Source organism: Rhizobium sp. C104 (assembly GCF_022354505.1).
Taxonomy (GTDB): Bacteria; Pseudomonadota; Alphaproteobacteria; order Rhizobiales; family Rhizobiaceae; genus Rhizobium; species Rhizobium redzepovicii.
In genome coordinates, this window is sequence record NZ_CP092348.1 from 3425306 (window position 1) to 3437280 (window position 11975).

13 protein-coding genes and 1 pseudogene are annotated in these 11975 nt (G+C 61.4%); 7 read left to right on the forward strand and 7 right to left on the reverse strand.

What is annotated here, in order from left to right:
* Positions 1-14: 14 nt before the first annotated feature.
* The 5 genes from MF410_RS18175 to MF410_RS18195 form a co-directional block, all read right to left on the reverse strand.
* The gene (locus MF410_RS18175; RefSeq protein ID WP_097628323.1) at positions 15-773 is read right to left on the reverse strand and encodes a CpaD family pilus assembly protein; all 759 of its coding nucleotides are present in this window, start codon (positions 771-773) and stop codon (positions 15-17) included.
* Positions 770-2269: a type II and III secretion system protein family protein gene (locus MF410_RS18180; RefSeq protein ID WP_097628324.1), complete on the reverse strand. Its 1500-nt coding sequence runs from the start codon at positions 2267-2269 to the stop codon at positions 770-772. The genes MF410_RS18175 and MF410_RS18180 overlap by 4 nt, the downstream gene beginning before the upstream one ends.
* A 12-nt stretch (positions 2270-2281) precedes the next feature.
* Positions 2282-3097 (reverse strand): Flp pilus assembly protein CpaB, encoded by an 816-nt coding sequence (cpaB, locus tag MF410_RS18185; protein WP_097628325.1) that lies wholly within the window; start codon positions 3095-3097, stop codon positions 2282-2284.
* Between the two features lie 110 nt (positions 3098-3207).
* Positions 3208-3720, reverse strand: a complete 513-nt coding sequence (locus tag MF410_RS18190; protein WP_097628326.1) for a prepilin peptidase — start codon at positions 3718-3720, stop codon at positions 3208-3210.
* A 125-nt stretch (positions 3721-3845) separates the two neighbouring features.
* The gene (locus MF410_RS18195) at positions 3846-4031 is read right to left on the reverse strand and encodes a Flp family type IVb pilin (protein WP_003589224.1); all 186 of its coding nucleotides are present in this window, start codon (positions 4029-4031) and stop codon (positions 3846-3848) included.
* Positions 4032-4409: 378 nt separating this feature from the next.
* Here MF410_RS18195 and MF410_RS18200 point away from each other — a divergent pair, with 378 nt between their 5' ends.
* The 7 genes from MF410_RS18200 to MF410_RS18230 all read left to right on the forward strand — a co-directional run bounded on the left by MF410_RS18200 (position 4410) and on the right by MF410_RS18230 (position 9878).
* The gene (locus MF410_RS18200; protein ID WP_131710695.1) at positions 4410-4820 is read left to right on the forward strand and encodes a pilus assembly protein N-terminal domain-containing protein; all 411 of its coding nucleotides are present in this window, start codon (positions 4410-4412) and stop codon (positions 4818-4820) included.
* Between the two features lie 115 nt (positions 4821-4935).
* Positions 4936-5571, forward strand: a complete 636-nt coding sequence (locus MF410_RS18205; protein ID WP_097628328.1) for a TadE/TadG family type IV pilus assembly protein — start codon at positions 4936-4938, stop codon at positions 5569-5571.
* The gene (locus MF410_RS18210; RefSeq protein WP_097628329.1) at positions 5571-6152 is read left to right on the forward strand and encodes a TadE/TadG family type IV pilus assembly protein; all 582 of its coding nucleotides are present in this window, start codon (positions 5571-5573) and stop codon (positions 6150-6152) included. Before MF410_RS18205 ends, MF410_RS18210 begins: the two co-directional genes overlap by 1 nt.
* Positions 6153-6252: 100 nt before the next feature.
* Complete coding sequence (locus MF410_RS18215; RefSeq protein ID WP_097628330.1) at positions 6253-7473, forward strand: phosphopentomutase; 1221 nt, start codon at positions 6253-6255, stop codon at positions 7471-7473.
* The gene (locus tag MF410_RS18220) at positions 7470-8438 is read left to right on the forward strand and encodes an adenosine deaminase (RefSeq protein ID WP_097628331.1); all 969 of its coding nucleotides are present in this window, start codon (positions 7470-7472) and stop codon (positions 8436-8438) included. The genes MF410_RS18215 and MF410_RS18220 overlap by 4 nt, the downstream gene beginning before the upstream one ends.
* A gap of 112 nt (positions 8439-8550) precedes the next feature.
* The gene (upp, locus tag MF410_RS18225; RefSeq protein ID WP_097628332.1) at positions 8551-9180 is read left to right on the forward strand and encodes a uracil phosphoribosyltransferase; all 630 of its coding nucleotides are present in this window, start codon (positions 8551-8553) and stop codon (positions 9178-9180) included.
* A 128-nt stretch (positions 9181-9308) separates the two neighbouring features.
* Complete coding sequence (locus tag MF410_RS18230; RefSeq protein ID WP_097628333.1) at positions 9309-9878, forward strand: TIGR02281 family clan AA aspartic protease; 570 nt, start codon at positions 9309-9311, stop codon at positions 9876-9878.
* A gap of 5 nt (positions 9879-9883) precedes the next feature.
* Here the strand turns inward: MF410_RS18230 and deoA are convergent, their stop codons facing one another.
* Together deoA and deoC are read right to left on the reverse strand one after the other, a co-directional pair.
* Positions 9884-11191: a thymidine phosphorylase gene (deoA, locus tag MF410_RS18235; RefSeq protein WP_097628334.1), complete on the reverse strand. Its 1308-nt coding sequence runs from the start codon at positions 11189-11191 to the stop codon at positions 9884-9886.
* Between the two features lie 4 nt (positions 11192-11195).
* Positions 11196-11969, reverse strand: a pseudogene (gene deoC / locus MF410_RS18240) (deoxyribose-phosphate aldolase); the annotation flags it as partial.
* Positions 11970-11975: the final 6 nt, after the last annotated feature.

Consider the following 11975-nt stretch of genomic DNA (forward strand, 5'->3'; position numbering starts at 1 on the left):
CATCCCGTTCCGTCTCAGAAGCTGCTGTCGCTGCCGGTGACCTCTTCGATCGTCGACGTGGTCGTCCGGTATTCCTGGATAGCATTGTTGCGCCGCTGTGCGTCGATCGGCGTCATGCCGCGGGGCGCCACCAGATCCTCCGGATTGGCGATCTGGGCGGCGAGGTTGTTCTGCGAGGCACAGCCGAAATTATAGTAATTCTGGTTGGTGAAATCGTTCGAGATGTCTTTCGGCCACTGGCCGCATTGAGTGGTGATGGCAGTGGTGCCGGTAAAGCTCAGCCGGATCGGCGCCGCATCGCCGGGCCCGACCGCGGCATAGGAGGTATTGACGATTTTCGAGCTTGCGATTCCCCTTGAGGCCAGCTCGGCACGGACCTGATTGCGCAGCTGATAGGCTGCCGCCGAATTCGGCGAGCCTTGCGGCGACAGCACATAAACCGGACCCGAGGCGCGGGCGATATAGTTTGCGGCAAAACCGCGAATGAGGTCGCGCTGGGCGTTTGTCAGCCGGCGATCGGTGGAGGCGACGGGTATATCGACCGTCTGTTCCGCTTCGGTCACGATGATCGGATGGCGGGCGCGATAGTCGTCGGGAATGCCGCCGGTCGTCAGCTGGTCGTGCGGGCCGGCGCATCCGGAAAGCACGGCCAGCGCCATGGCGACCGCGGCAAAAAGCCCCTTCTCGATTCCGAGGCGGGGTGTCGTCGAATTGATATGGGCCATCGCCTGATCTCTGTTCTCTTCCATTGCTGCCGATCCTGCCCCGCTCATTTGTAGATGAACCCGATCGATCCGTGGAACTGTGCATCGGCGACGGGCGCCTCGCGGCGGCCATAGACCTTGTTGACGCGGTTGAGGAAGAAGGTCGCACCGTCGTTCTCGGGGCTGAAATTATCGTCCGGCCGATTGAGTTGATTGCGCGCCACCGGACGCACCAGATAGGGCGTCGCGATGATGACAAGCTCGGTTTCCTGACGCTCGAAACCCTTCTGGCGGAAGAGCGTACCGAGCAGCGGGATTTTCGAAACACCGGGCGTGCCGCCCATCGTCTGCGAGACGTTGTCACGGATCAGGCCGGCCAGCGCGATGGATCCGCCCGAGGGCAGTTCCACCGAGGTTTCCGCCGAGCGCCGCTGATAGGTCGCGCCGCTGCTGCCGGCGACCGGTTCGGAGACATTGGTCTTGATCTGCAGGCTGATGCGTCCCGATGAGAGCACGACCGGCTTGAAGGCGAGGTTGATACCGTAGTTGAACGGCACGACGGTGACGTTGCCGTTGCTGTCGGTTGTCGAATAAAGCTGTTGGCCGCCGGAATTGAAGGTCGCGGCCTGGCCCGATATTGCCGTCAGCGTCGGCTCGGCGAGCGTCTTGACGACTTTGGCCTGCTCCAGCGCGTTGAGGTAGGTGGAAATGTCATATTTTCCGATCGAACTCTTGAACAGCGCCGCCAGGCCGCCGCCAACGACGGATGTGGCGCTGTCGGCGCTGGGGCTGCCAAGCTGGGCGACCGTCATGCCGGAGGAATTGGAAACCAAATTGTCGAAGCCGAGTTGCTTCAGCACCTCGCGGCGGACCTCGGCGATCGTCACCTTCAGGGTGACCTGGTCTTCGCCTTCGATCTGCAGCAGGTTGACGACCTGCGAGGTCTGGCGGCCTTCGGCAAAGAGCGCCACCGAGCTGTCGCCGCCGGTACCCGATGCCGTCTCGGTTCTGGTCGTCGCTTCGCCGCCCTTCAGGAAGACCTGCGCCAGATCGGCCGCCTGCGTGGCATCCTGCGGCGTGCGCACGGTGCCGGTCAGCACGATGTTGTCGGAGACGATTTCGACATTGATGTTGGAGTCTGGAATGAAGCGGTGGAGATTGACTTCGAGGCCGGAAACATCGCGCTCGATCTCGATGTCGAGATTGACGATCTCCTGCCCGCCGGCGCCGAAAACAAAAATATTCGTCTGGCCGACCTTCTTGCCGAACAGGTAGATGCGCCGCGAGGTGCGGGTGACGGCATCGGCCATGGTCGGATCGGAGACGAGAATATCATGCGCATCCTCCGGCAGATCGACGACAACAGCCTTGTTCAGCCCAAGCTTCAGCCGACGATGGGCATCGCGGCCGGTCTGCGAGATGCGGACCAGGTTTTCGGAATCGGCACGCGCCTCGCTTGAGCCCAGAAACGGCGCGAAAGAGGCCGGCGCAATACCGGAGACGCCGACCGCCAGCGAGAAGAAACCTGTCAGGAGAAGCCCGGCGCGCCGCGTTGAATTGCCCATTTGCACGTTCTTTTACTCCGCCTTCGGCGCGGCGCTGGCATCGGTGACGATGGCGCCCGATTTGATGACCTGAATGCTCGCACTGCCGTTGTCGCCGCTCAGCAGATAGTCCGCAGCGCTGGTATCTTGCTCCTGCGCATCGGCGACCGAGCGCAGCGCCAGCGACAGCCGGTCCGCCATCTGCTGGGCGACAGCGAGAACCTTGGTCTGATCCGGCGTAAGCTCGAGTGTGGCGGTCGTGCCGACCACGGCCTTCGAGCCGTCGTCCTTTTCCTGGATCTGCTGGTCGATGGCGAGGACGCGGACATTGCTCAGCACGGTTTCGGTGATGAGCTTATTGGCCTCGGTACCCTTGCGGACCATGATGACGTCGACGCGGTCGTTCGGCAGGATGAAACCGCCGGCACCGGTTGCCACCGATATCTCGGTCGCGACGGCGCGCTTGCCGGCCGGCAAGAGCGAGGAAAGGATGCGGCTGTTGGAATCGGCGACCTTTTCCGGCCGGATCGGTTCGCCTTCGAAAATCGGCAGACGCACGACGGCACCCTGCAGACCCTTGATCGCGTCCGGCTTGTCGGCTTCGGTGATCAGGCCGGGGACGACACCGCCCTGCGGCCAGGGCATCCAATGAACCGACTTATCGTCAAGCCTTTCGCCGACCGCCAGATTGGCGCTCGAGACGAGGATGTTGACGGTCGGCTCCCTCTCGATGACCGACTGAACCTGGGTGACGACACCGCCACTGCCTGCCATTTGCATCGCCAGGAAGCCGGCAAGGCCGGCTGCCACCACGGCGACAGCTAGGATTATAAGGCGGGCCGGTTTCATCGATCATTCCTCAGGGCACGATATGTTCGCCCTGCAGAATGCTCAGCAATTGGTATAATTATGGTTAATGGAACGCTTACATTTTAAGTTAACGGGCATTTAAAATGCCGTTATTTCAGGCTTTCCAGCGTGGTGAGGAAGAGCGGCGAGGACGGGAAGGCCATGAAGCCGCCGATCGCGATTGCAATGCCGTAGGGGATCTTCTTGGCGAATAGGACCGAATTCGGCACCGGCAGGCCGATAGCGAGGATCGTGTTCGACTGCGCTCTCACCATCAGGATCAACAAGGTGATGAAGCCGCCGATTATGGCAACATCGGTCATCAGGAAAAGAAGGGATTCGTTCAGACCGAACCAGAGCGCGGTGGCGCTCAACAGCTTGGCGTCGCCGCCGCCCATCACATTGAAGGCAAAAAGAGCGAAACAGGCGGAAAAGACGATGGCGGCTGCGGCGAGATGCATGCCGATCGCTTGCAAGCCAAGGCCGGAAAGGGGCGCGAGAACGAAGAAGGAGGCGATGAGGATCAAGGAAACGCGATTCGGGATCGTCATGGTGAACAGATCCGAGAAGGCCGCCATGGCCAGGCAGAGTGGCAGTATCACGAAGACTGCAGCTGCGATCATGCGTATACCCGATCCTGACTTGATGCGAAAAGGCTCACGGCTGTTCAGCCTGTGAGCCCGCTCGATAGTTCGGCCGAAGCAAATCCGGCCGGTATTAGGCAGAGGCCGCGTCGGCAACGCTCGTCTTAGTTGGCCGCCGAAGTGGCGCTGTCCATCTTGGTGCTCAAGCCGTTGAACGTGTTGCCGATCTTTGTGCCGAGCGCGGTTGCGCCGGTGATGAGCGCTACGGAAATGAGGGCGGCGATCAGGCCGTATTCGATTGCGGTCGCGCCGGATTCGTCCTTCAGAAAACGGCTAAAAAGCTTGGTCATGGTAACTCCTAACTCCAGTTGATGTTCAGCACGTCCGCCAACTGTTGCCGTTGATCGGATGACTGCAACCTAGCGAATGGGCGTTTCTATCGACTTAAGGAAAAGAGTTAACGAGATTTGAACGAGACAACATGCCTTTGTAGAGTAAGTATTTTCTTACGGGCTTACCTCAATATTTAACAATATTCCCGTTATACCACCTCCATTCATCCGGAAATAGCACATAGCACGATGTCCAACCGCCGCGTGCGCCTCAGAGGCCGTGCCATATCGGATCATCGCGCCTCATTCCGGAACAAGGCTGCTGGCTTAAGGCTTCGTTCACCATTTTTTTCCATTCTATGTCGATATTGCGCTGTGATCGTGAAAGAGGACCAAATGTCATCGAGCGGCAAATCTATTTTCTTTGCCGGCATGATCGCCGTTTTCGGTGTTTCGGGAGTTTCCGCGGCCGCAGACGATGACATGCTGCGTGTCTATATGGATCACGCGCGCGTATTGAAGCTCGATCGCCCCGTCAGCAAGGTCATCGTCGGCAATGCCAAGGTCGCCGATGCGACCGTCGCCGACGCCAAGACCATCGTGCTGACAGGACGCAGCTTTGGCACCACCAATCTGGTGCTGCTTGATGCCGACGGCAATGCCATCCTCGACGAGCGCATTCTTGTGTCGATCGATGAGGGCAATACGGTGCGCGTCTACCGGCAGACCGAACGCTCCGTGCTGTCCTGCACGCCGAACTGCGAACAGCACGCGCAACAGGCGGCGACCGGCACCACCTCGCCCTGATCGGCTTCCCGCCCTTACTTTAGCCATTCGTTAAAATCGTCGCGTCAGACTGAAACGGAAAATCAACGAACGGACCCTAGTGTGGCGGACAGAGAATGTCGCTCGGGTCCAGGCAATGACGGTAATTGATCAGAAGACGGATAAGGCGCACTCCCCAGCGCCATTCCGATTCCTGCGGTTTCGCGCTCTCGCCCGCTCGCGCGAGGGGGCTGCGGCGATCGAATTTGCCTTGCTCGCCATTCCCTATTTCCTGGTGATTTTCGCCATCCTCGAAACCTTCGTCGCCTTTGCCGCCGAGGAGCTCGTCTCCAACGCCGTCGATACGATGAGCCGGAAGATGCGAACCGGGCAGATCACCTATAATCTCGGCCGCACGACCGATATGAACCAGGCGCAGTTCCGCCAGGCCTTTTGCAATGAGATCTCGATCCTGATCCGCTGCTCAACGACCGAAGTGGCGACGCCGAGCAAGCTCTACGTGGATGTGCAGACGTTCAGTACTTTCTCGGCCATTCCGACAACGGTTCCCAAGCTTTCCACCGACAAATATGCCGACATCAACACGGCTGCCTTCAAATATACACCGGGCGGCGCCGGCACCATCAACATGGTCCGCGCCTACTACCGCTGGGAAATCATCACGGATCTGGTCCGGCCTTATATCACGACGATACGGCCCTCCGACGGTTCGATGCCGAATTATTATCTGATCGTCGCCACCGCGGCCTTCCAGAGCGAGCAGTATCCATAATGGTGCCTCTCAACCCGTTCATCAGGCTGGTATTGACGGTGCGGCGGCTGGCACAAGACCGCAAGGGCGCCGGAGCGATCGAATTCGCGATCCTCTTTCCCGTGCTCATTATGCTCTATATCGGCGCTTTCGAGATCACGGTCGGCCTCAGCGTCAGCAAGCGGGCGACACGCGCCGCAAGCACGGTGGCCGACGTCGTCACCCAGCAGCAATCCGTCACCAAGAGCGCGCTTGCGCAGATGCCGTCGGTCGCAAACTCGATCTTCGTGCCCTACAATACGACGTCGCTGACGCTGAAAATCACCGGGATCACCATCGACGCCAGCGCCAATGCGAAGGTGCTCTGGTCCTGGGCGCAGGATGGGACGGTGCCCTATGCCAAAAACACGGCCGTGAGCAATGTGCCGTCCGATATGAAGACGGCGAACAGCTTCCTTGTTCGCACCGAGCTCAGCATCCCCTATACGATGTTCCTGTTTGCACCGAACTTCATGCCGGACGGCATGCGGACGATCACCATCAGCCGCAGCTATTTCTACCGCCAGCGGCAAGGCGACTCGATCCCTTGCGGCGACTGCTGACGCCCCTTCTCGAATTTGCCAAGCCGGCCGCAGCATTATATGGCTGAGGCTATGCTGCCTCCGACGTTTCCGGGGCGGTGATCGGCTCTTCGGGTGTAAAATGGCGCGTGCCTTTCTTTTCGTTCTGGATTCCTTCGGCGTCGGCGGAGCGCCGGATGCGGCGGCCTATGGCGATGAGGGCGCCGATACGCTCGGCCATATCGCCGAGTTTTGCGCGGCGGGAGCCGGAGATCGCGCCGGATTGCGCAGCGGGCCGCTTTGCCTGCCCAACCTGTCGGAACTCGGACTGATGCAGATCGCCCGCTCCGCCTCCGGCCGGTTCCCGGCCGGCATGCCGATCCCGGAGAAGGTCTACGGCATTTACGGCGCCGCCACCGAAATCTCCCGCGGCAAGGATACGCCGTCAGGCCATTGGGAGATCGCAGGAACACCCGTCAGTTTCGATTGGGGTTATTTCCCGACGGAGGGCGATGCCTTTCCCGAGGAACTCATCGAGGCTCTCTGCAAGGAGGCCGGCGTGTCCGGCATTCTCGGCAATTGCCATGCTTCGGGAACGGAGATCATTGCCCGGCTTGGCGAGGAGCATATCCGCACCGGCAAGCCGATCTGCTACACCTCCTCGGATTCGGTCTTCCAGGTGGCGGCGCATGAAGTGCATTTCGGCCTCGATCGTCTGCTCGCCTTCTGCCAAGTCGCCCGGGGACTGCTCGATCGCTACAATATCGGCCGTGTCATCGCCCGGCCCTTCGTCGGCCATTCCAGCTCTACCTTCCAGCGCACCGGAAACCGGCGCGACTTCTCGGTGCTGCCGCCGGAGCCGACGCTGCTTGACCGGCTGGTCGAACACGGCCGGCACGTGCACGCTGTGGGAAAGATCGGCGACATCTTCGCGCATCAAGGGATTTCGCGCCTCATCAAGGCGAACGGCAACGAGGCGCTGATGGATGCGACGCTCTCCACCATCGACGAGGCCGGGGACGGCGATCTGGTTTTCACCAATTTCGTCGACTTCGACATGGTTTACGGCCATCGGCGCGATGTGCCGGGTTATGCCGCTGCACTCGAAGCCTTCGATGCACGCCTGGCCGAAGTCCACAAGAGATTGAAGCCGGGCGATCTCGTCGTGCTCACTGCCGATCACGGCTGCGACCCGACCTGGCGCGGAACGGACCATACGCGCGAGCGCGTGCCTGTCATCGCCTATGGTCCCGGCATTCGGTCGCGTTCAATCGGCGTGCGTCGCAGCTATGCCGATATTGGCGAGAGCATTGCGCGCCATCTCGGCATTCCGGCCGGACCGCATGGAAGGAGTTTTCTGTGACGTCGCATTTGAAGAAGGTCGAATTGCACTGCCATCTGGAGGGTGCGGCTCCTCCAGAACTGACTGCGGCGCAGGCGCGCAAATACGGCGTCGACATCAGCGGCGAGCTTCGCGGCGGAGCCTATGTCTGGCATGACTTCGCAAGTTTCCTCGAATGTTACGACAAGGTTTCCGAGGTCTACAGGACCGAGGAGGACTATGCGCTTCTGACCGAGACCTATCTCGACGAACTGGCGGGCATCAATACGATCTACAGCGAACTCATCGTTTCGCCCGATCATGGCAAACGCATCGGCCTCGGCGCCGATGCCTATATATCAGGGATCTGCGAGGGCATCCGGCGGGCCAGGGAAAAGAGCGGCATCGAGGCCCGGCTGATTGTCACCGGCGAGCGGCATTTCGGTCCGGAGAGCGTGATCGGTGCGGCCGAATACGCAGCAAAGGCCGGCAATCCTTTGATAACCGGGTTCAACCTTGCCGGTGAGGAGCGCATGGGCCGCGTCGCCGACTATAGCAGGGCCTTCGATATCGCCCGCGATGCCGGACTGGGGCTGACCATCCATGCCGGCGAGGTCTGCGGCGCCTTCAGCGTCGCCGACGCGCTCGATGCCGTGCGCCCCTCGCGCATCGGCCATGGCGTGCGCGCCATCGAGGATCTCGATTTGGTGAAGCGGCTAGCCGATCTCGGCACCGTACTCGAGATCTGCCCGGGCTCCAATATCGCGCTCGGGGTCTTTCCCGATTTCGGCTCCCATCCGCTGCGCCGGCTGAAGGAAGCCGGCGTGCGGGTGACGATCAGCTCGGACGATCCGCCTTTCTTTCATACATCGCTTGCGCGGGAATACGAACTTGCCGCCGAGGCTTTCGGCTTCAGCGACGCCGAGATCGATGCCATGACGCGAACAGCGATCGAAGCGGCCTTCGTCGACGAAGTGACACGCGAGGCGCTGCTCGCCCGGCTTTGAGGCCAAATGTGGAGCGAGGCTGGGGAAGATCGGTGCAAATTGGCCGCCACTCTTGCGGTCGGGCCGATTTCCGTGAAAGAAACATTCGATAGAAAGAATGAAAGGCTTCCCCATGGACGGCGTCACGGTCATCGATCATCCGCTTGTGCAGCACAAGCTCACCATCATGCGGCGCAAGGAGACATCGACGGGAAGTTTCCGGCGATTGCTGCGCGAAATCTCCACACTGCTCTGTTACGAGGTGACCCGCGATCTCGAACTGACGATGGAAACGATCGAGACGCCGCTGCAGACGATGGAATCGCCGATCCTCGAGGGCAAGAAGCTGGTCTTCGCCTCGATCCTGCGCGCCGGCAACGGGCTGCTCGAGGGTATGCTGGATCTCGTGCCCTCCGCCCGCGTCTCGCATATCGGCGTCTACCGCGACCACGAGACACTGCAGCCGGTCGAATATTACTTCAAGGCGCCGGAAGATGTGGCCGAGCGCCTGATCATCGTCGTCGACCCGATGCTGGCAACCGGCAATTCCTCGATCGCCGCAATCGACAAGCTCAAGGAACGCGGCGCCCACAATATCCGCTTCCTCTGCCTGCTCGCCGCCCCGGAAGGCATCCAGAACTTCCGCGCCGCCCATCCCGACGTTCCCGTTTTCACCGCGTCGATCGACAGCCATCTCAACGAGAAGGGCTATATAATGCCCGGCCTCGGCGATGCCGGCGACCGCATGTACGGCACCAAGTAAACTTCAGCCTTCTTTTACCAAATCGAAAGAGTTTGCGGCCCGGCGGCTCAATCCGGGCCGTTTTTATTGTCGGTATTAGCAACTTGTCAGCACTTGGAGCGTAGCAAGCTTGAAGAATGAGGCCCCGCATGAAGCGGGGTTTATACAGGAAGGATTTCTGTTTCATGCTCGTGCGTACCGTCATATTCGCCAGTATCGCCGCGGTGCTGGCCACACAGGCGCCTTCCTTCTTGGGAAGCACCAGCCAGCAGCCTGCCGACGCTCTTTCCGCCAATTACATCTCAACCGAAGGCGACAAGCCCGCAGCACCCGCGCCGGTCTCCGCCGGCAATGCGATCCGCCTGCAAGCGGATGCCCAGGGCCATTATACCGGCAGCTTCAAGATCAACGGCAAGCCGGTGCAGGGCCTGATTGATACCGGCGCGACCTATGTCGCGCTCAACGAGACGCTTGCCCGCCGGCTCGGCTACACGGCCAACCAGCTCGATTTCCGCTACGGCGTCAACACGGCCAACGGCCAGACGAAGGCGGCGCATGTGATGCTCGACCGGGTCGAAATCGGCGGTATTCGCGTGCGGGACGTCGAAGCCTTCGTCCTCAAGGACGATGCACTGACAACGACGCTGGTCGGCATGAGCTTCCTGCAGAAGCTCGCCTCCTATTCCGTCGCCGACGGTTCGCTCAGCCTCAAGCAATAACCGCGTCAGATCCGGGTCGAAATCACCGGCGTCAGCTCCGGACTGTCTTCGGTGATGCGGTAGTGCGCGGCAAGGGCGGCCGCGGCCCTTGCCGCCGCTGCGTCGTCGGCGGCATGAACCAGCGCGATCGGCTCGCCCGCGCTGACGCGGGTGCCAAGCGGCAGCAATTCTGAGAAGCCGACGCGATGATCGATCCGGTCGGCCGGATGGCGTCTGCCTCCGCCGAGATCGATGACGCTGATGCCGATGCCGCGCGCGTCGCATGCGGCAAGCCAGCCGGATCGGGCGGCTAGGACAGGCTTTTCCACAGGCGCCCTGACGAGGTACTTGTCGGGGTTTTCCATGAGATCGGCCGGACCACCAAGCATGGATACCATGCGCGCGAAAACCTCCGCAGCCTTTCCCGATGACAGCACCCGACGCGCCATCCCCTCGCCTTCATCGGAGGACGCGGCAATCCCTGATTTCACCAGCATCTCGGCGGCGAAGGCGAGAACGACGGCCTCAAGCCGCGTGTCCGCCTTCCCACCCGCCAGGAAAGCCAGACAATTGCGCATTTCAACGGCATTGCCGGCGGCATCGGCGAGTGGCTGGCTCATGTCGGTGATCAGCGCCGAGGTCCTGACGCCTGCGCCATTGGCAACCTCGACCAGCGACCGCGCCAGGGTCTCCGCCTGGGCAGGGTCGGCCATGAAGGCGCCGTTGCCGACCTTGACGTCGAGCACCAGCGTTTGAAGCCCGGCCGCAAGTTTCTTCGACAGGATGGAAGCGGTGATAAGCGGAATGGAATCGACGGTGGCGGTCACGTCGCGAACGGCATAGAGCCTGCCGTCGGCGGGCGCCAGGGCGCCGGTCTGACCGATTATGGCGCATCCCACCTGCTTCACGACCTTGTGGAACAGGTCCGCATCCGGGGTGATCATATAGCCGGGAATGGATTCGAGCTTATCGAGCGTACCGCCGGTATGGCCGAGGCCGCGGCCTGATATCATCGGGACTGCGAGGCCGCAGGCGGCGGCGAGCGGCGCCAACATCAGCGAGACATTGTCGCCGACGCCTCCGGTCGAATGTTTGTCGGCGATCGGGCGGTCGATATCCGCCCATTGCAGCCGATCGCCGGAATCGGCCATCGCCAGCGTCAAGGCCACGATTTCCTCACGTGACATGCCCTTGAACCAGACGGCCATGGCAAAGGCGCCGATCTGGCCCTCGGACAATCGACCGGCGGCAAGCGCATCGATGAAAGACCGGATATCGGCAGCGTCGAGTTCGCCGCCGTCGCGCTTGCGCCGGATGATCTCCTGCGGGATCATCTCGATAGCCCGACGCCGCCGCCGATGCCGGCTGCGCTCCGCTGAGAACCGCCAGTATATCGTCGAGCAGGCCGGAAGCGCCGAAGCGGAAGGTCGAGGGCATCGCCCAATCCGGCGCCATGATGGTTTCGGCAAGGCTGAGATAGAGCGCCGCATCGGCCACCGAGCCGATGCCGCCGGCCGGTTTGAAACCGACCTTGCGTCCGCTTTCACGAATGGCCCGGATCATGATGTCGGCGGCTTCGAGCGTCGCGTTGACAGCGACCTTGCCTGTCGAGGTCTTGATGAAATCGGCGCCGGCTTCGATGGCGAGTTCGGAGGCGCGGCGGATCATTGCCGCCTCCTTCAATTCGCCGGTCTCGATGATGACCTTCAGCAGAACCGGCCCAGTGCATTCTGCGCGGATGGCCTTGACCATGTCGGTCACCGCCTTCTCATCGCCAGCTATGAACTTGCGATAGGGGATGACCAGATCGATCTCATCGGCGCCGTCGGCAATCGCCTCGCGGGTTTCGGCGGCGACATCGGCCACTTCCATCTCGCCCGCCGGGAAATTGACCACGGTCGCGATGCGCACGGCATGGCCGGTGCCGAGAATATTGCGGGCCTGGGCGACAAAGCGCGGCCAGATGCAGATCGCGGCGCTGTTGCCATAGGGCGTCTGCGCGCGGGCGCAGAGCGCGTCGATCTGCGCCTCGGTGCAATCGTCCTTCAGATTGGTGAGATCGAGAAGGGAAAGGGCGACAGCCGCCGTTTCCCGGATGGAATGACTATTCATTTTCAC